We start from the raw sequence: 19868 nt of genomic DNA, 5'->3' as shown, positions 1-19868 counted from the left end.
CGGCAACATCAATGGCGTCGGCAATGCGCTCAACAACCTGCTGACCGGCAATAGCGGCAACAACATTCTCAATGGCGCAGGCGGCAACGACACCATCAACGGCGGCGCGGGGGTCGACAGGCTCTTCGGCAATGTCGGCAATGACACGCTGACCGGCGGGACCGGCGCAGACACCTTCGTCTTCCAATCAACCCCGAATGCCGCAACCAATGTCGATACGATCACCGACTTTTCGGTGGCTGACGACACGATTTCGCTGGAAAACAGCGTTTTCACCACGATCGGCGCGGTCGGCGTGCTCGCGGCCGCGGCCTTCGTGCGCAACACCACCGGCCTCGCCCAGGATGCAAGCGACCGCATCATCTACGAGAGCGACACCGGCAATCTCTTCTATGACAGCAACGGCAACGCCGCCGGCGGGAGCGTGCTGATCGCCGTGCTCGATCCGGGACTGCTGATGACCAATCTCGACTTCACGGTGATCTGAGGTCTGCTGCGGATGCGCCGATCCTATCCCAGCCGATAGAGCCCCGTCCGCCGGTCGGCGAGATAGGGGTTCTGCCGGCGGCAGTCGTCATAGGCGGCGGTGTCCATCTCCGCGACGAGCAGGGTTTCGCGCGTGCCGGCGCGGGCCAGTTCGTCGCCGTCGGGGCCGATGATCGCCGAGCGCCCGCTATAGGAGAACGTGCCCTCCTCGCCGCAGAGATCGGCATAGACGAGGAAGATGCCGTTCTCGAAGGCGCGGGTCGGCACCACCATGTCGGCGACGCGTCGGCTGATGTCGCCGTTCGGAAGGGCCGTGGGCACCAGCACCAGTTCGGCACCGGCCAGCGCCAGCGTGCGCACATATTCCGGAAACTCCACGTCGTAGCAGATCAGCATGCCGGTGCGGATGCCGAACAGGTCGAAGACCTGCGGCACGTCCGCGCCGGGCACGAAGCAGGCCCGCTCGCCGTCGCCGTAGAGATGGCCCTTGCGGTAGAATTCACAGGTGCCGTCGGGCCGGGCCACGACCGCCGAATTGTAGACCGCCTCGCCGTCGCGCTCCGGAAACCCGGCGCAAACCGCAAGCTGGAACTCGGCGGCGATGTCGCACAGCGCCCCGACGATCTCGCCGTCACGACCTTCGGCGATTTCGGCAAAGCGCTCGGGCGTCAGGCCGTAGCCGCTGACGGCGAGTTCCGGCGTGACCAGCAGTTCCGCGCCCATGTCGCTCGCGGCTTCTGCCGCCTGAGCAATCTTGGCGAGATTGGCGGCCGCATCGCCGGAAACCGGCTGCATCTGGTAGAGCGAGATCAACATGGCATGTCCTGCGCGTAAAATTCGATGCGCGGACGATAGAACGTTTCCTGGCTAGATTGAAGCGCGGCAAACAGTTTTCCGCCGTCAGAAGATCGTCGTCGTCAGCAGCAGGATGAAGCCCTTGACCAGGGCAAAGAGCACGCCGGCGACCACCGTCAGCGAGACGACGAACATCGCCGTTCCCAGCACCACGCAGAGGCCGTCCCGTTCAAGAATGCCAAACGAGAACAGGCAGATCGCGATCGCCGGCAGGATATTGCCAAGCGGCACGGGCAGGATCAGCACGGTCGACAGGATGAGACAGAGCAGGCCGATGAGATATTCGGCGGGCGGATAGATGAGAAAGCCGAGGCGCGGCCGCAGCATACGCTCGCCGCGCGCCAGCCAGGGCGAAATGCGACTGACGATCGAGGCGAAGTCGCCGCGCGTCATCGACCGCTCGGCGATGATCTTCGGCAGCCAGGGCGACTGGCCGAGCATCAGCTGGGCGGAGAGGAAGACGAGCGGAGCGCCGGTCAAGGCCGAGGTGCCGGGCGGTGTCGGAATGATGTTGGGCAATGCGAAGATCAGGATCAGCGCGCCGAAGGCGCGATCGCCCATGGCCCGGAAGATATCGGCGACGGATACACGCTCCCGGCTCTCGTCGCCGGCGATCGCCATCAGGATGTCGGAGAGCCGGCCGCCATGCCTCTGCGATTTGCGATCCCTCGGATCGTTCGCACGCTCGCCGCTCGTCTCTGCCATGCCATTTCCCCACCGGCTCTCGCCCGAATTCCCTATTGCCCCTAGCCCAAAACAATGACGGATGTTTGATCAGGGGCCGGCGAAGCCTGCACCTGCGGCGGAAATTTGGCAGGCGGGCGCAAGTACGCGCGCCCCCTACATCTGCACGAGATGTCCGGCCGAGACTTCGCGATACTGCCGGACTGGCGGCACGTAGCCGACCGGCCGGACGGGGCTCTTGATCTCGTCGGTGGAGATGTTGCGCTTCAGGCTGCGCCGCGCCGGATCCGGGATCGGCACCGCCGCCATCAGCTTCCGCGTATAGGCGTGTTGAGGATTGTCGAAAACCGCCTGGCGCGGACCGATCTCGACGATCTCGCCGAGATACATCACCGCCACCCGGTGGCTCACCCGCTCGACGACGGCCATGTCGTGGGAGATGAACAGGTAGGCGAGATTGAAGCTCTGCTGCAGGTCGAGCAGCAGGTTGCAGACCTGCGCCTTGATCGACACGTCGAGCGCCGAGACCGCCTCGTCGGCGACGATCACCTTCGGATCGAGCATCAGCGAGCGGGCGATGGCGACGCGCTGGCGCTGCCCCCCGGAAAATTCGTGCGGGTAGCGCCGCATCATGTCGGACTTCAAACCAACCCGCTCGAGCAGGTCGGCGGCCTTGTCGCGCGCTTGCGACTTCGTCCCCAGCCCATGCTCGACGAAGGGTTCCATGACCGCGCTGCCGACGCTCATGCGCGGATCGAGGCTGGCGAAGGGATCCTGGAAAACCATCTGGATGCTGCGCCGCATCCTGCGCAACGCCGTCCTGTCAAGGTTGACGACGTCGTAGCCGTCGAGCGAGATCGCGCCGGCGGTCGGCTCGACCAACCGGGTGATCGAGCGTCCCGTCGTCGACTTGCCGCAGCCGGATTCGCCGACCAGCGCCAGCGTCTCGCCTTCGCGCAGGTCGAAGGAAACGTTCTCCACCGCGTGTACGGCGCCGCTCTTGCGGCCGAGCAGGCCGGAATGAATGTCGAAGCGCGTGGTGAGGTCTTTCACCTCCAGCACCGGCCGCTTGGCGCCGTCGACGCCGCCGGCCTCCGTCTCCGGAATCCGGGTTTCGCCCGTCACGATATCGATCACCGGAAAGCGCATCGGCCGTTCGCGCCCGCCCATCGAGCCAAGCTTCGGCACGGCCGAGAGCAGCGCCCGCGTATAGGGATGCTTGCCGCGATTGAAGATATCGTCGGTCGAGCCGGTCTCCACCGCCTCGCCGCGGAACATCACGATCGTCCGGTCGGAGACTTCCGCCACCACGCCCATGTCATGGGTGATGAACAGCACCGCCATGCCTTCCTCGTCCTGCAGCATCTTGATCAGGTCGAGGATCTGGCCCTGGATGGTGACGTCGAGCGCCGTCGTCGGCTCGTCGGCGATCAGAAGCTTCGGGCGGCTGGCGAGCGCCATGGCGATCATCACGCGCTGGCGCATGCCGCCGGAAAACTGATGCGGATAGTCGCCGAAACGGTTTTTCGCGTTCGGGATGCGGACCTTGTCCAGAAGGCGCAGCACCTCGGCCTTCGCCTCGGCTGCCGACACGTCGCGATGGCAGGTGATCGCCTCGGCGATCTGCTTGCCGATCGGGAAGATCGGGTTGAGCGAGGTCATCGGCTCCTGGAAGATCATGGCGATCTCGTTGCCGCGCACCCGGCGCATCTCCTCGGAGCCGAGCGTCAGCAGCTCGCGCCCGTTCAGCTTGACGCTGCCTTCGATGCGGCTCGAATTCTGCGGCAGCAGCCGCATGATCGACAGGGAGGTGACGCTCTTGCCCGAGCCGGATTCGCCGACGATCGCCACGGTTTCGCGCGGAGCGACATCGAAGCTTACGCCCTTGACCACCGACCGCCACTCGTCGCCGACCTTGAACGAGGTCGTCAGATCCCGGACCGAGAGGACCGGGGCGTCGCCCTGAAGATTGCCATTCGCCTTATCCACCATCCGACACATCCCTTGAAGCCTGCGATTTCCGACAAGAACCTGGGGTCGCGGCCTTACGCCGCGAGCGCCGTCTCCGCGAGCGTCACCCAGTAGCTGATGCCATAGGGGATCGCCTCGTCATTGAAGTCGTAGGCCGAATGGTGAAGGTTGGCGCTGTCGCCGTTGCCGATGAAGACGAAACTGCCGGGACGCGCCTCCAACATGTAGGAAAAGTCTTCCGCCCCCATCATCGGCGGCAGGTCGCCCTCCACCGCCCGTTCGCCGGAGATCCGCCGCATCACGCCCAGCGCGAACTCGGTCTCGTGAGCATGGTTGAAGGTCACCGGATAGCCGCGCCGGTAATGCACGTCGGCGCTGGCGCCGAAGCTCGAGGCGATGCCGTTCGCCACCTCGCTCAGGCGCTTTTCGGCATAGTCCCGGGTCTCGGGCAGGAGCGTGCGGATCGTGCCGGTCAGCTTGACGGTGTTGGGGATGACGTTCGATGCCTCGCCGCCATGCACAGTCGCCACCGTGACGACCACCGATTTCAGCGGATCCACTTCGCGCGAGGCGATCGCCTGCAGCGCGATGACGATGTGGGAGGAGACCAGCACCGGGTCGATGGTCTTGTGCGGCTGCGCCGCATGGCCGCCGCGCCCGTGCACGATGAGCTCGAATTCGTCTGCGGCCGCCATCACCGAACCCTTGCGGGTGGCGAAGTGGCCGACCGGGATGCCGGGGTGATTGTGCATGCCATAGACCTGGGAAATCCCGAAGGTCTCCATCATGCCATCCTCGACCATTTCGCGGCCGCCGCCGCCGCCCTCTTCGGCCGGCTGGAAGATCACCGCGACGGAGCCGCGGAAATTGCGGGTCTCGGCGAGATATTTCGCGGCCCCCAGCAGCATGGCGGTATGTCCGTCATGGCCGCAGGCATGCATCTTGCCCGGCGTCTTGGACGCCCATTCCTTGCCACTCGTCTCGTAGATCGGCAGCGCATCCATGTCGGCCCGAAAACCGACGACAGGCCCGTCGCCGCGGTTGCCCTTGATGATGGCGACGACGCCGGTCCGGCCAATGCCGGTCTCGACCACGTCACAACCGAAGGATGTCAGCTTCTCGGCGACGAATTCGGCCGTCTCGTAGACGTCGAACAGCAACTCCGGGTTCTCATGAAGATGGCGGCGCCAGGCGGCAACCTCGCCCTGCAGTTCGCTGGCACGATTCAACACAGGCATGCGTTCGGTCCTCGATTATTTTTTTAGTTCCCACTCTTGTTGCGCCATACTGCGCTGCCTCAAAGCGCTTTTGCAAGCCGCAATTTTCCGCCTTGAACGCAAAATAGGCCTATGCTTAGATGGCTCAAATTTTGATCAGGCCCGCCATCTTCGGATGACTTTTCGAACGGGCGGCGACTTTCAGCGGAGGCCAGAAAATCAAAATTACGAAACAGGGCCCGATATATAAACAAGACGGGCCTTGATTGCCGGGAGAGCGGGAACTCTCCTTCGGCCGCACTGACGATCACAACTCCAACTATAAAAACAGGGGAACGACGACATGCAGAAACTTCGCATACTATTGGCAGCTTCGGCTGCAGCGCTGGCCTTCCAGGCCGCGCCTGCGCTGGCCGAGCGAGGCTCGGACGGCGAACTCAAGATCCTCTTCTGGCAGGCCGTTTCCACCCTCAACCCCTATCTGTCCGGCGGCACCAAGGAAGTCTACAGCTCGTCGATGGTGCTCGAGCCGCTCGCCCGCTATGACGAGACGGGTGGACTGGTGCCGATGCTGGCCGCCGAAATCCCGACCGTCGAGAACGGCGGCGTCGCGGCCGACCTGAAGAGCATTACCTGGAAGCTGAAGCCCGATCTCAAGTGGTCGGACGGCTCGGCCGTGACCGCCGAAGACGCCATCTTCACCTGGAAGTACTGCACGGCGCCGGACGGCGGCTGCGCCCAGGCCGCGTATTACGAAGGCGTGACCAATGTCGAGGCGGTCGACGCCTCCACCATCAAGGTGTCCTTCGCCGAAGCCAAGCCCTACCCCTATAGCGCCTTTGTCGGTGCCCAGTCGCCGCTCATCCAGGCAGCCCAGTTCAAGGATTGCCTCGGCGCCAAGGCTCCGGAATGCACCGCCGCCAACTTCGGCCCGATCGGCACCGGCCCCTTTGTCGTCAAGGAATTCAAGGCCAACGACGTCATCACCTTCGAAGCCAATGCCAACTATCGTGACCCGGCCAAGCCCGCTTTCGCCACCGTGACGCTGAAGGGTGGCGGTGACGCGGCATCGGCCGCCCGTGCCGTGCTCGAGACCGGCGAATTCGACTATGCGTGGAACATGCAGGTCGAGCCGGAAATCCTCGCCACCATGGTCGCCGCCGGCAAGGGCACGCTGGTCACCGCCTTCGGTACCCAGGTCGAACGTATCGACGTCAACGCCTTCGCCGTCGACTCCTCGCTCGGCGACAAGCGTTCCACCAAGGAAGCAGGTCCCCATCCGGCCTTCAAGGATCCGGCCGTTCGCAAGGCCCTGTCGCTCGCCATCGACCGCGACATCATCGACGAGGCCGGCTACGGCGAAGCGGGTCAGCCGACCTGCAACATCCTGCCGGCGCCGGATATCTACAAGTCGACCGACGTCGACTGGTGCCTCAAGCAGGACGTCGAAGGCGCCAACAAGCTGCTCGACGATGCCGGCTGGGTGAAGGGCTCCGACGGCATCCGCGAGAAAGACGGCGTGAAGCTGTCCTTCCTCTACCAGAGCTCCACCAACTCGGTGCGTCAGGCCACCCAGGCCCTGGTCAAGGACATGTGGTCGCAGATCGGCGTCGATGTCGAACTGCGCAACATCGCGGCCTCGGTCTTCTTCGGCGGCGATCCGGCCTCCCCGGACACCTTCCAGAAGTTCTATGCCGACCTCCAGATGTACACCAACAACTTCGACGGCACCGATCCGGAGAAGTACATGGCCGGCTGGATGTGCGACAAGATCCCGAGCCCGGCCAATGGCTGGCAGGGCGAGAACATCGTCCGTTACTGCAACGCGGACTATGACAAGCTGGTCATCGAACTCGGCAAGACCGCCAAGCTCGAGGACCGCGCGGTCATCGCCAAGAAGCTGAACGACATGCTGACCAACGACGTGGCGCAGATCCCGCTCATCCATCGCGGTAGCGTCTCATCCCATTCGGTAACCCTCGAAGGCGTCAAGATGAACGCCTGGGACAGCGAACTGTGGAACGTCGCTGACTGGACTCGCAAGAAGTAAGTGCCGTTTCGCCGGGCCTGCATCCCCGCCGGCCCGGCGACCGCCCTCTTCGTGACAGTCAGGGGACCATCCGATGTTCACCTACACTCTGCGGCGATTGCTGTTTGCAATCCCGACGTTGCTGATTATCAGTTTCATCATTTTCGCCCTGCTGGATCTCGCTCCCAACGATCCCCTCGGCGACCTGCCCTTGACCATTCCGCCCGAAGTTCGCGAACAGATGCGAGCAGCCCTGGGCCTGGATCAACCCTTCTTCATCCGCTTCCTCAAATGGCTGCAGCAGTTCTTCATCAACGAACCGCTGAACATCTTCGAACAGCTCACCGGGCTGACCATCGGCACGGGTCAACGCCTGCGCGTGCTGTCCTGGGCCACCCGCAGCCCGGTCGTCGACCTGATCGTCCAGCGCCTGCCGCAGACGCTGTGGGTGGTCGGCCTGTCCTATCTGTTCGGCGTCCTGCTGGCGATCCCGATCGGCGTGATCTCGGCCTACAAGCAGTATTCGGTGTTCGACCAGATCGGCACCTTCGTCTCGATGGTCGGCTATTCCGTGCCGACCTTCTTCACCGGCGTGCTGCTGATCGTCATCTTCAGCTCGCACCTGCAGTGGTTCCCGTCGATCTACGACACCAATCTCGTCGTCAATGACTGGTCAAGTTTCGTCGCCCAGGTCAGGCAGATGTTCCTGCCGGTCGTCGTGCTCACGCTCTACAATACCTCGCAGATCAGCCGCTTCGTACGGGCCTCGATGCTGGACAACCTGCACCAGGACTATGTCCGCACCGCGCGGGCCAAGGGGGTGAAGGAAAAGGTCGTGCTTCTGGTGCACGTGCTGCGCAACAGCCTGATCCCGGTCGTCACCGTGATTGCGCTCGGCGTTCCGACCATTTTCTCCGGTGCCATCATCACCGAACAGATCTTCCGGGTGAACGGGCTTGGCCAATTGCTGATCACCGCCATCCAGGGCGCCGACATCCCGCTGGTGCAGACGCTCACCTTCATCTTCGCGGTGCTGATCGTGCTCTTCAACCTGATTGCCGACGTCCTCTACGGCATTCTCGATCCGAGGATTCGCTATGACTGACGCCATCGCCACCATCGAAAAGCCGAGCGGCTCGTTCGCCAGCGATCTCTGGCGCCAGTTCCGGGCGCATCCGGGCGGCGTCGCGGGCCTTATCGTCTTCGCCTTCATCGTGGTCGCCGTCTATCTCGGGCCGTTCATTCACACGATCGACCCGAACAAGATCGACATCAAGGCGAAGAACCAGGGGCCGTCCTGGGCACATCCCTTCGGCACCGATAATCTTGGCCACGACATGCTGGCCCAGGTGCTCGCCGGCGGGCAGATCTCGCTTGCCGTCGGCATCACGGCCATGCTGCTGGCCCTGCTGCTCGGCACGCTGGTCGGCGTCCTGTCCGGTTACTTCAAGCGGATCGACGGCATGCTGATGCGGATCACCGACCTGTTCCTCGCCCTGCCGCTGCTGCCGCTGCTGCTGGTGATCATCATGCTGTTCCGCGACACGCTCAGGGCCGCCTTCGGCCCGGAGACGGGGATCTTCATCCTGATCGTCTTCGTCATCGGAGTGACCAGCTGGATGCACACCGCCCGCATCGTGCGCGGCGACGTGCTGGCGGTCAAAAGCCAGGAGTTCGTGCTGGCGGCCAAGGCGAGCGGCATGTGGGAATACCGGGTGATCCTCAAGCACATCCTGCCGAACGTCATGAGCTCGATCATGGTTTCGGCGACGCTCGGCATCGCTTCGGCGATCATCACGGAATCGGCGCTGTCCTTCCTCGGCCTCGGCTTCCCGTCGGACTTCCCGACCTGGGGCCGGCTTTTGTTCGACGGCGCCAACTTCCTGCAGATCAACCCGTCGCGCGTGCTCTGGCCGGGTCTGGCCATCTCGCTCACGGTGCTGAGCGTCAACTATATCGGCGACGCCATCCGAGATGCGCTCGATCCGAGGACGATGAAGCGCTGAACTCCCTTCTCCCCATCGGGGAGAAGGTGGCCCGAAGGGCCGGATGAGGGGGGGGCGAAGCCAACTGATCTCGTGCGCATGGCCCCCTCATCGCCTCGCATTCGCTCGGCACTTCTCCCCGCCGGGGAGAAGAGGGAGCCGCCTCACACCCCGCTGATGATCTCGATCTTCGAGCCATCGAAGAAACGCGAGAGGCGGAAGGCCGTCGGGTCGACGCAAGGGGCATGGCCGGTGACGAGGTCCGCCATCAACCGCCCCGCTCCCGGCCCGATGCCGAAACCATGACCGGAAAAACCTGTGGCGATAAAGAAGCCGGGAACTTCCTCCACCGGCGAGATCACCGGCACGGCGTCCGGAGACACGTCGATATAGCCGGCCCAGCGCTGCTCGATCTCCGCCTTGGCGAAGACCGGATAGTCCTTCTTCAGCTGCGCCAGCGCATGATTGGTCCACTTGTCCGAGGGTTTTGGGTCAAGCACCCGGCAGCGCTCGAACGGCGTTTCCTCGTCCATGCGCCAGCTTTGCGCCATGCGGCCTTCCTCAAGGAAGCGGCCGGAGACCCGGAAACGCAGCGAACGCCATTCGCTCTTCAGCGCCGGCAGGAACTTCAGCATGTAGCGGAAACTGTCCGGCACGATCTCGACGATGTTGTCGTAGCGCGAGGCGATGGTGTAGCCGCCATCCTGGCGCTTGCGGAAAGCGAAATCCTTTCCGTAGAGCGTGTGTTCCGGCCCGCCCTCGATCGGCTTGGTGCGGATGACGGTGTTCATCACCTTCAGCTGCGGCAGGTCGATGCCGGCATTGCGGGCAAACAGGCTCGACCAGGCGCCGCCGGCCAGAACGACCGAGGAACAGGCGATCGACCCGCGCTCGGTGACCACGCCGGAGATCTTTCCACCCGACGTCTCGATGCCGCGTACCGCGCAGTTCGTCAAAATATGCGCGCCCTTGTCGCGCGCCGCCTCGGCGATCGCCGGTGCGGCCTTCTGCGGCTCGGCGCGGCCGTCGGCCGGCGTGAACAGCGCGCTCTTGAAGTCGTGCTTCATGCCGGGATAGAGCCCGCTGAATTCCGACCGGTCGATCATCCGCGACTTCATCTGGTAGTCGCTGAGGACATCCGGCCACTCGGCATTCTTCGCCGCATATTTGTCGTCGAGCGAGGCAAAGACGATGCCGCACTGCTTGTAGCCGGTGTCGCGGCCGGTTCGGGCGTCGAGCCCCTGCCAGATGCGGATCGCCTCGGCCATCAGCGGCACTTCGCGCGGATCGCGCCAGGAAATGCGTACCCAGCCCCAGTTGCGGCTCGACTGCTCCTCGCCGATGCCGCCCTTTTCGCACAGCGCCACCGACACGCCGCGTTCGGCCAGCTCCAGCGCCGTCGACACGCCGATGATGCCGCCACCGATGACGACGACGTCGACGCGGGCGGGCATGTGCGCGTCACCTTGAACGGGAACGACCTTGGGACCGGGCATGGGGGATGAACTCCTGAAGACAAAGGGGTCCGGCAGGCGATGAAGGACGTCGACTGGCTGCCGGTGCAATGGCCAAGCTATAGCACCGGCGAATCGCTTCGTCACGCCGGCAGGCTGACGCAGCGCGTTCCAAAGACGACAGGACGAACCCTGTCTGTAGGTCAGTGATACTTCGCCTTCTCGACCGTCAGGATGTGGTCAGCATCGAGCGCCGCGATCGGCAGGTCGGGATTGGCCGGTATGTCGCCGGACAGCTGAAGCGCCAGATAACGGCCGCAGCAGACGCGCAGGAACGAGGTGAAGTTGCCGAGATCATGCCCGGCGTCGATCGATTCATGATAGAGCTTGGCGATCAGCTGGATCACCGTCATGCCGTCGCGGCGACCGACCTCTTCCAGCGTCATCCAGAAGAAGTTCTCCAACCGCACGCTGGTCACCATGCCGTCGATCCGAAGCGACTTCGTCTGGCTTTCCCAGAGGCCCGGATCGGCCTGGATGAAGAGCTTGCACATGGTTTCCTCCCGAATGTGCGGCGTCGACGTGGATCAGACCCTATCGCGAAACGGCGGAGCTCGCAAAGCCCCGCCGCCTCGGCAAAACGTCGTGGATCAGGCGGAGAGCACCGCCATGAACTGCTTCAGCCATGCCGGATGGGCCGGCCAGGCAGGCGCGGTCACCAGCTTGCCGTCGGTGACGGCCGCGTCGATGGCGATGTCGGCATAGGTGCCGCCGGCGAGTTCCACTTCGGGGCGGCAGGCCGGATAGGCCGAGCAGGTGCGGCCTTCGAGCACGCGGGCAGCAGCGAGGATCTGCGCGCCGTGGCAGACGGCGGCAACCGGCTTGTCGGCGTCGAAGAAGTGCTTCACGGCGGCAATCACCTCCGGATTGAGGCGCAGATATTCCGGCGCCCGGCCGCCCGGAATGACCAGCGCGTCATAGTCCGATGCCTTGATGTCAGCGAAGGTGGCGTTGAGCGCGAAATTATGGCCGCGCTTTTCCGTATAGGTCTGGTCGCCTTCGAAATCGTGGATCGAGGTGGCGATGGTCTGGCCGGCCTTCTTGCCGGGGCAGACGGCGTCAACGGAATACCCACAGGCCAGCAGCGTCTGGAACGGCACCATGGTCTCGTAGTCTTCGGCGAAATCGCCGGTAATCATCAGGATCTTCTTCGACATGTCATCCTCCCGTTCTGGAATGTCGGGCGGACGCTAGCAAATCACCTGCGGCGGCGGGTATTATCGCCATACTACAGCGATATTTTTCGAAGACCGGGCAGCTGCGTATCTTGCGGCCTTTCGCCTCCGCGCCACCATCCTCCTCCTGTGGCTTGATTCCGATCACGGACGAGGCCAATCTCCGCGCATATTTTCAAGGCCATAGATGGTTCCCGTCGAACCGAAGCGCATACGAGGAGCGGCATGACGTCCCAACTCAATCTTCTGACCGATGTCGAGGGCGTTGCCGTCGGCCATGCGGCCGACCTGAAGCTCGGCTCGGGCGTCACGGTGATCGTCTTCGATCAGCCGGCCACGGCGTCGGGCAGCGTGCTCGGCGGGGCGCCGGGCGGGCGCGAGACGGCACTGCTCGATCCGGCAATGACGGTGGAGGCGGTCGATGCCTTCGTGCTGTCGGGAGGGTCCGCCTTCGGCCTCGATGCCGCCGGCGGCGTGCAGGCGGGGCTGCGTGCCATCGGTCGCGGCTTCCCGGTCGGCGATGTCCGCGTGCCGATCGTGCCGCAGGCGATCCTCATGGATCTGCTCAACGGCGGGAACAAGGACTGGGGCCTGCATTCGCCCTATCGCGACATGGGCTATGATGCCTTCATGGCGGCGAAACACGGGCCGTTCGATCTCGGCAGCGTCGGCGCCGGCACCGGCGCGACGACCGCCACCTTCAAGGGCGGGCTCGGCTCGGCCAGCGCGATGACCAGCGGCGGCCATACCATCGCCGCGATTGCCGCGGTCAATGCCATGGGCTCGGCGACGATCGGCGACGGCCCGTTCTTCTGGGCCGCCCCCTTCGAGCTGGACGACGAGTTCGGCGGCATCGGCCTTCCGGCCAATTTCTCCTCGCCCGACACCATCCTGCGGGCCAAGGGCATCAACCTGACGGCCACCACCATCGGCGCGGTCGTCACCGACGCGGCGCTCACGAAGGCGCAGACCCATCGCCTGTCGATCATGGCCCATGACGGGCTCGCCCGCGCCGTGCTGCCTGCCCACCTTCCGGCCGACGGCGACACCATCTTCTCCGCCGCCACCAATCGCCGGCCGCTGACCAGTTCCGCCGATTTCATGGAACTCTGCCATCTGGCCACCCTCGTCATGGCGCGCGCCATCGCCCGCGGCGTCTTCGAGGCAACCTCCCTGCCCGTGGACGGCGCGCAGGCCTCCTGGCGCGACCGCTACGGCTGAAGCGATGCTTCGCCCTTGCGCTTTGTCAAATGGCATCGCGGCCGAGGGGCGGACGCGCAAGAGGGCGTTAAGCGTGCGACGCAGCTTCGATTGAATCGCGGCTGCAAAGGCATATATTGCATTGCAGCAACGACGACCATTTCGACCGCCGAAAGACGGTCTCATGGTCGCGTCCCCGTTACAATGCTGGGCTATCCGTGGGCGGAAACGACACGCCGAAGCCTGCTGGAGAAGATCGCATGTCCATATCGAGTATGATCCGCGCCGATGACCCATCGCGCGCCAACATGGATACGGCGCTCGACGTCATGGGGTTCGACGACGGTTCCCAGGCCGCCGGCTTCGAGGCGCTGACCCGGATGAACGAGGCGCTGATCGCGCCTCTGACCGGCGGCATTTCGCCCGCCGCCCTGTCGCTCGCAGTCTACGACTGGGCGGTCCACCTGGCAATGGCGCCGGGCAAGCGGCTGGAACTGGCGCAGAAAGCGGTGCGCAAGAGCAACCGCCTTGCGGCCCACATGGCCGCCGCGGCCGTCGATCCGCAGACGCCTCCCTGCATCGAGCCCCTGCCGGGCGACGACCGGTTCAAGGGCGAGGAATGGCAGCACTTTCCCTACAACGTGATGGAACAGTGCTTCCTGCTGAACCAGCAATGGTGGCACAATGTCACAAACGACGTGCCAGGCGTCGCGCCGCATCATGAGGACGTGATCTCCTTTGCCACGCGCCAGATCCTCGACATGTTCTCGCCGTCGAATTCGCCGCTGACCAATCCGGTGGTGCAGAAGCGGGCACTGGAAACCGGCGGCATGAATTTCCTCGAAGGCTTGAAGAACTTCATCGAGGACACCAACCGCGAGCTCACCAAGCGGCCGACGGCAGGCACCGAGAACTTCGTGCCAGGCCAGACGGTCGCGACCACACCCGGCCGGGTCGTCTATCGCAACCGCCTGATAGAGCTCATCCAGTATGCGCCGGCGACCGAGACGGTCCACGCCGAACCGATCCTGATCGTTCCGGCCTGGATCATGAAGTATTACATCCTCGACCTCTCGCCGGAGAACTCGCTGATCCGCTACCTGGTAAGCCAGGGCCACACCGTATTCTGCATATCCTGGCACAATCCGACCGCCCCCGACCGCGACTTGAGCCTCGATGACTACCGCCGGCTCGGTGTCATGGCCGCGCTCGACGCGATCAATGCCATCGTGCCGGAGCGCAAGGTCCATGCGACCGGCTATTGCCTCGGCGGCACGCTGCTGTCGATCGCCGCAGCCGCCATGGCACGGGCAAAGGACGAGCGTCTGGCTTCGGTCACGCTGTTTGCCGCCCAGACCGATTTCAGCGAGCCGGGCGAGCTCGCCCTCTTCATCGACCACAGCCAGCTGCATTTCCTCGAAAGCGTGATGTGGAACCGTGGCTTCCTCTCCGCAGACCAGATGGCCGGCGCCTTCCAGCTGCTGCGCTCCAACGACCTCGTCTGGTCGCGCATCGTGCACGACTACTTGATGGGGGAACGCACGCCGCTCAACGACCTGATGGCCTGGAATGCCGACACCACCCGCATGCCGTTCCGCATGCACTCGGAATATCTCCAGCGCCTTTACCTCGACAATGAACTCGCCTCGGGCCGCTTCATGGTCGACGAGCGCCCGGCCGCCCTTCAGAACATCCGCGTTCCGCTCTTTGCCGTCGGCACCGAGCGCGACCATGTGGCGCCCTGGACCTCGGTCTACAAGATCCATTACCTGACCGACACCGATGTCACCTTCGTCCTGACCAGCGGCGGCCACAATGCCGGCATCGTCAGCGAGCCCGGTCATCCGCATCGTCATTTCCGCATGACGACCAAGAAGGCCGTCGACCCTTGTGTCAGCGCCGAGGAATGGATGGCCGAATGCCCGTCGCAGGAGGGGTCCTGGTGGCCGGCCTGGTCCGTGTGGCTTGCATCCCATTCCTCACCGGTTAAGGTCGCTCCGCCGCCGATGGGATCGAGCGAAAACGGTTACGTCGCCAAGGAAGCCGCACCCGGCACCTACGTCCATCAGAGATAGAGTAGCAATGAACCAGACCCTGCTTACGAACCGCACTTTCGAGGAGTTGAAGGTCGGTGACAGCGCCACGATCGCGCGCACCATCGGTCGCGAAGACATCGAGCTGTTCGCGCTCGCCTCCGGCGATTTCAATCCCGCCCATGTCGACCCCAAATTCGCCGAGAAGGACTTCTTTGGCCACATCATTGCCCACGGCATGTGGACGGCGGCCATGGTCTCGGCGGTGCTCGGCACCAAGCTGCCCGGGCCCGGCACGATCTATCTTGGCCAGGAACTGCGCTTCCAGAAGCCGGTCTTCCCCGGCGACACGATTACCGCGATCGTCACGGTGACCGAGAAGCGTGCCGACAAGCGGATCGTCGTGTTCGACACGCGCTGCACCAACCAGAACGGCGATGACGTGCTGAGCGGCCAGGCAACCGTGATTGCTCCCTTTGAGCGGGTCGAATGGCCACAGGTCGCCCTGCCGGCCATGGTGGCGCAGCACCATGACCGCTTCGAGGACATCATCGCCGAGGCGCGCGCCCTGCCGCTGATCAGGACCGCCCTCGTTCATCCCTGCTCGCCCGAGGCGATCCAGGCGGCCCTGGAGATCCGCGACGAAAACCTGCTCGATCCGATCCTGATCGGGCCCGAGGCAAAGATTCGCGCCGCTGCGGCAGAAGCGGGCATCTCGCTCGACGGCTTCGAGATCATCTCGGTCGAGCACAGCCATGCGGCGGCCGAAAAGGCGGTCGAGCTGGCGGTCGCCGGCAAGGTTTCCACCCTGATGAAGGGAAGCCTGCACACCGACGAACTGCTCGGCGCCGTCGTCGCCCCCGGTTCGGGCCTCAAGACCGCGCGGCGCATCAGCCATGTCTACGCCATGGACGTGCCGGCCTACGAAAAGCTGCTGGTGGTGACCGACGCGGCAATCAACATCGCGCCTACCCTCGACCACAAGCGCGACATCTGCCAGAACGCCATCGACCTCCTGCGCCTGCTCGGCAACCCCAATCCCAAGGTCGCCGTGCTTGCCGCGGTCGAGACGGTCAACGACAAGATGCAGGCGACGCTCGACGCAGCCGCGCTCACCGTCATGGCGTCGCGCGGCCAGATCACCGGCGGCAGCGTCGACGGGCCGCTGGCCTTCGACAATGCCATCAGCTTCGAAGCCGCCCGCACCAAGGGCATCGTCTCGCCGGTCGCCGGCCAGGCCGACATCCTGCTCGTGCCCGATCTCGAAGCCGGCAACATGCTGGCCAAGCAGTTGCTCTACTTCGCCGGCGCCGATGCCGCCGGGCTCGTGCTCGGCGCCCGCGTGCCGATCATTCTGACCAGCCGCTCCGACAGCCTAAAGGTCCGCATCGCCTCTGCCGCGCTTGCCAAGCTCGTCGCCGCCAAGCGCGCGGCGCAAGGGCTGCCGGCCCAATGAAGGAAAAGCTGCTCCTCACCTTCAATGCCGGCTCCTCGACGGTGAAGATCGGTCTCTTCCTGCGCGAGGACGGCAGGGCGCGGCGCATCGGCAAGGGCATGATCGATTTCCGCCACAAGCCGCTCACCTTCCATCTGGTCGAAGGACCTGAAGTGTTCGACGTACCGCTCGAGGCCGAGGGCGGCGATGTGCTGCATGAGGTGCTGGACGAAACCTTCGGCTGGCTCGCCGACCATTTCGACATTGATGCCGTGACCGCGGTCGGCCACCGCGTCGTGCATGGCGGCGACGTCTTTGCCGGCCCGGTGCTGATCGATGATGCCGCACTTTCCGACATCGCCGCGCTGACACCGCTCGCGCCGCTGCACCAGCCGCAGAACCTGCGGCTGATCGAGGCGATCCGCCACCTGAAGCAGCATCTGCCGCAGACTGCCTCCTTCGACACCGCCTTCCACCGCACCCAGTCTGCGACCGTGCAGCGCTTCGCCATTCCGCGCCAATATTTCGACCAGGGCATCAAGCGCTACGGCTTCCACGGTCTGTCCTACAAGTACATCGCCGGGGCCTTGGCGAAGATCGGCCCCGATCTCGGCAAGGCGCGAACCGTCGTCGCCCATCTCGGCAGCGGCGCCAGCATCTGCGCGATCAAGGACGGCTTGAGCCGCGACAGTTCCATGGGCTTCTCGACCATCGACGGCATCCCCATGGCGACCCGCTCCGGCGCGCTCGATCCGGGCGTGATCTTTCACTTCATGGCGCGCCTGGGCCTGACGCGCGAAGAGGTCGAAGACATCGTCTACCATAAATCGGGTCTGATCGGCCTCTCCGGCATCAGCGCCGACAGCCGTGCCCTGCTCGAAAGCAGCGCCGCGGAGGCCGCCGAAGCGATCGACGTGTTTACCTTCCGCATCGCCGGCGAGATCGCCAGGCTTTCGGCCACCATCGGCGGGCTCGATACCCTGGTCTTCACCGCCGGCATTGGCGAGAACCAGCCGCCGGTCCGCCGCGCCGTGTGCGAACGCCTCGCCTTTCTCGGCGTCGAACTGGACGAGAGCGCCAACGCCGCCAATGCCCCGACCATTTCGACCACCAGCTCAAGCGTGCGGGTCATGGTCATCGAGACCGACGAGGAACAGGTGATCGCGGACGAAGCGCTGTCGGTCCTTCAGCAGGAGCAATGAACGCATGTCCTTGACGAACCTTGCAGGAAAACGCGGCCTGGTGGTCGGCATCGCCAACGAGATGAGCATCGCCGCCGGCTGCGCCGAGGCCTTTCGCGCCGCCGGTGCCGAGCTTGCCGTCACCTATCTCAACGAGAAGGCCGAACCCTTCGTCCGGCCCGTCGCCGATAAGCTCGGCGCCACCCTGTTCGTCCCGCTCGATGTGCGCATTCCCGGCCAGATGGAAGCGGTGTTCGAACGGATCGAACGCGAATGGGGCAAGCTCGACTTCGTCCTGCATTCCATCGCCTTTGCCCCGCGCGAGGATCTGCACACCAGCGTCGTCAACTGCTCGGCCGAAGGCTTCGCCATGGCGATGGATGTCTCCTGCCACTCCTTCATCCGCATGGCCAAACTCGCCGTTCCGCTGATGAAGGATGGCGGCAGCCTCATGACCGTCAGCTTCTACGGCGCCGACCGGGTGGTCGAGAACTACAACATGATGGGACCGGTCAAGGCCGCGCTGGAATCGAGCGTGCGCTATCTCGCCGCCGACCTCGCCGAGAGCCGGATCCGCGCTTATGCGATCTCGGCCGGCCCGGTGAAGACCCGCGCCGCCTCGGGCATCGACCGTTTCGATGCACTGCTCGACAAGGTGCGGGAACGCACGCCCGCCCATCGCCTCGTCGGCATTGAGGAGATCGGCCAGATCGCCGCCTTTCTCGCCAGCGACGCCGGCGTGCCGATGACCGGTTCGGTGATCTATGCCGACGGGGGCTTCCACACGGTCGCCTGAGCAGTGCAGATCCGACACAGAACCTTCACGGAGCGCGTCTAAGCACGGTCCTCGAACAGGTGCCCGCGAGTCGGCGGACCGCCGCCGCTCCGCCCGCATGCAGAAGGAAGTTCGGACGATGCTGATGAATGCCATTTCTGAGAGCCGCGGATCGGGCGAAAAGACCCCGCTCGTCATCGGCAATGCGCGGATCGTGCTGGCCGATGACATCGTCCATGGCACAGTCGTGGTCGAGGATGGCCAGATCGTTTCCGTCGAAGCCGGATCGCAGGTGGCGGGTGCGCTGGACTTCGGCGGCGATTATCTGCTGCCCGGCCTCGTCGACATTCACACCGACCACTTCGAAAAACACGTCTATCCCCGTCCGCATGTCCGCTGGGACTATATGCGCGCGGCGCTGTCCCACGACGCCCAGATCATCGGCGGCGGCGTCACCACCGTCTTCGACAGCCTCTGCGTCGGGGTTTCCTCGGAAGACAGCGAACGGGCGGAAATCCTCGGCCCGATGATCGACGTGCTGGAGCGCGCCCAGGCCGCCGGCATGCTGCGCGCCGAACATTTCATTCACCTGCGCTGCGAAGTCGTCGATCCGCGCACGCCGGAACTGACCGCCGCCCATATCAACCGGCCGCTGGTGCGCGTCGTCTCGGTGATGGAGCATCTGCCCGGCATCCGCCAGAGCCGCGACATCGCCCAATACGTCAACCGCCTGCAGAAGGCAGGCGGCGAGAGCGAAGCGGTCATCCGCGACCGCATCGCCCAGATGGTGGCCGAAAAATCGGACATCGGCCGCACCGTGCGCCCCGAGGTCGTGGCGCTCGCCCGCGCCCGCGGCCTGCCGCTCTTGAGCCATGACGACACGGATATTGAGCATGTCGACCTCGCGGCTGACGAGGGCGTGGCGATCTCGGAATTCCCCTGCACGCTGGAAGCGGCCCGCGAGGCGCGCGCCCGTTCCATGCTGATCGTCGGCGGTGCACCCAACATCGTGCGCGGCGGTTCGCAGTCCGGCAATGTCGCGGTGCGCGAACTGCTGGAGGAAGGGCTGATCGACATCCTCGCCTCGGACTACGTGCCGCGCTCCATGCTCGACGCCGCCTTCCTGATCGCAAACGATCCGGCGCTCGCCTACGCGCTGCCGGATGCCGTACGTCTGGTGACGAAGGCGCCGGCCGAGGCCGCCGGTCTTTCCGACCGCGGCGAGATCGCCACGGACAAGCGCGCGGATCTCATCCGCGTCGGTGTGCACGACGGCCATCCGTTCCTCAAAGCCGTCTGGCGCGAGGGGCACCGGGTCGCCTGATCGC

The 19868-nt window shown here is 64.7% G+C and carries 17 protein-coding genes; 10 read left to right on the top strand and 7 right to left on the bottom strand.

Going from position 1 to position 19868, the window contains the following annotated elements; genetic code table 11:
- On the top strand, positions 1-487 hold a 487-nt coding region (locus tag L867_RS0120275; RefSeq protein ID WP_028738552.1), incomplete at its 5' end, for a M10 family metallopeptidase C-terminal domain-containing protein.
- A 23-nt stretch (positions 488-510) separates the two neighbouring features.
- Here the strand turns inward: L867_RS0120275 and L867_RS0120270 are convergent.
- The 4 genes from L867_RS0120270 to L867_RS0120255 all read right to left on the bottom strand — a co-directional run bounded on the left by L867_RS0120270 (position 511) and on the right by L867_RS0120255 (position 5234).
- Positions 511-1302 (bottom strand): carbon-nitrogen hydrolase family protein, encoded by a 792-nt coding sequence (locus L867_RS0120270; RefSeq protein ID WP_028738551.1) that lies wholly within the window; start codon positions 1300-1302, stop codon positions 511-513.
- 84 nt (positions 1303-1386) lie between these two features.
- Positions 1387-2046 carry an exopolysaccharide biosynthesis protein gene (locus tag L867_RS0120265; protein ID WP_028738550.1) on the bottom strand — a complete coding sequence of 220 codons (660 nt, stop codon included), beginning with the start codon at positions 2044-2046 and terminating at the stop codon, positions 1387-1389.
- A 135-nt stretch (positions 2047-2181) separates the two neighbouring features.
- A complete protein-coding gene (locus tag L867_RS0120260) occupies positions 2182-4017 on the bottom strand; it encodes an ABC transporter ATP-binding protein (protein ID WP_028738549.1) in 1836 nt (611 codons plus the stop codon).
- Positions 4018-4070: 53 nt separating this feature from the next.
- A complete protein-coding gene (locus L867_RS0120255) occupies positions 4071-5234 on the bottom strand; it encodes a M20 aminoacylase family protein (protein ID WP_028738548.1) in 1164 nt (387 codons plus the stop codon).
- Positions 5235-5556: 322 nt separating this feature from the next.
- Between L867_RS0120255 and L867_RS0120250 the strand changes: the two genes are divergently transcribed.
- The 3 genes from L867_RS0120250 to L867_RS0120240 all read left to right on the top strand — a co-directional run bounded on the left by L867_RS0120250 (position 5557) and on the right by L867_RS0120240 (position 9248).
- On the top strand, positions 5557-7263 hold the full coding sequence (locus tag L867_RS0120250) for a peptide ABC transporter substrate-binding protein (RefSeq protein WP_028738547.1): 1707 nt from the start codon (positions 5557-5559) through the stop codon (positions 7261-7263).
- Positions 7264-7336: 73 nt separating this feature from the next.
- A complete protein-coding gene (locus tag L867_RS0120245) occupies positions 7337-8347 on the top strand; it encodes an ABC transporter permease (RefSeq protein WP_028738546.1) in 1011 nt (336 codons plus the stop codon).
- Positions 8340-9248, top strand: a complete 909-nt coding sequence (locus L867_RS0120240; protein WP_028738545.1) for an ABC transporter permease — start codon at positions 8340-8342, stop codon at positions 9246-9248. Before L867_RS0120245 ends, L867_RS0120240 begins: the two co-directional genes overlap by 8 nt.
- Positions 9249-9391: 143 nt before the next feature.
- Here L867_RS0120240 and L867_RS0120235 read toward each other — a convergent pair whose 3' ends face one another.
- The 3 genes from L867_RS0120235 to L867_RS0120225 form a co-directional block, all read right to left on the bottom strand.
- Positions 9392-10723, bottom strand: coding sequence for an NAD(P)/FAD-dependent oxidoreductase (locus tag L867_RS0120235; protein WP_028738544.1), 1332 nt, complete (start codon positions 10721-10723; stop codon positions 9392-9394).
- Between the two features lie 161 nt (positions 10724-10884).
- Positions 10885-11235 carry a ribbon-helix-helix domain-containing protein gene (locus tag L867_RS0120230; protein ID WP_028738543.1) on the bottom strand — a complete coding sequence of 117 codons (351 nt, stop codon included), beginning with the start codon at positions 11233-11235 and terminating at the stop codon, positions 10885-10887.
- A gap of 96 nt (positions 11236-11331) precedes the next feature.
- Complete coding sequence (locus L867_RS0120225; RefSeq protein WP_028738542.1) at positions 11332-11898, bottom strand: DJ-1/PfpI family protein; 567 nt, start codon at positions 11896-11898, stop codon at positions 11332-11334.
- A 243-nt stretch (positions 11899-12141) separates the two neighbouring features.
- On the opposite strand from L867_RS0120225, the gene L867_RS0120220 reads away from it, so the two are divergent.
- From L867_RS0120220 to L867_RS0120195, 6 genes are all read left to right on the top strand, one after another.
- Positions 12142-13137, top strand: a complete 996-nt coding sequence (locus L867_RS0120220) for a P1 family peptidase (protein WP_028738541.1) — start codon at positions 12142-12144, stop codon at positions 13135-13137.
- A gap of 308 nt (positions 13138-13445) precedes the next feature.
- Positions 13446-15191 (top strand): PHA/PHB synthase family protein, encoded by a 1746-nt coding sequence (locus L867_RS0120215; RefSeq protein WP_232363983.1) that lies wholly within the window; start codon positions 13446-13448, stop codon positions 15189-15191.
- A 7-nt stretch (positions 15192-15198) separates the two neighbouring features.
- Complete coding sequence (locus L867_RS0120210) at positions 15199-16605, top strand: bifunctional enoyl-CoA hydratase/phosphate acetyltransferase (protein ID WP_028738539.1); 1407 nt, start codon at positions 15199-15201, stop codon at positions 16603-16605.
- Positions 16602-17786: an acetate/propionate family kinase gene (locus L867_RS0120205; RefSeq protein WP_028738538.1), complete on the top strand. Its 1185-nt coding sequence runs from the start codon at positions 16602-16604 to the stop codon at positions 17784-17786. Before L867_RS0120210 ends, L867_RS0120205 begins: the two co-directional genes overlap by 4 nt.
- A 4-nt stretch (positions 17787-17790) precedes the next feature.
- Positions 17791-18561 carry an enoyl-ACP reductase FabI gene (gene fabI / locus L867_RS0120200; protein WP_028738537.1) on the top strand — a complete coding sequence of 257 codons (771 nt, stop codon included), beginning with the start codon at positions 17791-17793 and terminating at the stop codon, positions 18559-18561.
- Between the two features lie 124 nt (positions 18562-18685).
- Positions 18686-19864 (top strand): alpha-D-ribose 1-methylphosphonate 5-triphosphate diphosphatase, encoded by a 1179-nt coding sequence (locus L867_RS0120195; protein WP_232363981.1) that lies wholly within the window; start codon positions 18686-18688, stop codon positions 19862-19864.
- Positions 19865-19868: the final 4 nt, after the last annotated feature.

The organism is Paenirhizobium selenitireducens ATCC BAA-1503 (assembly GCF_000518785.1).
GTDB classification, from domain to species: domain Bacteria; phylum Pseudomonadota; class Alphaproteobacteria; order Rhizobiales; family Rhizobiaceae; genus Allorhizobium; species Allorhizobium selenitireducens.
This window is presented reverse-complemented; position numbering and strand designations above follow the sequence as displayed.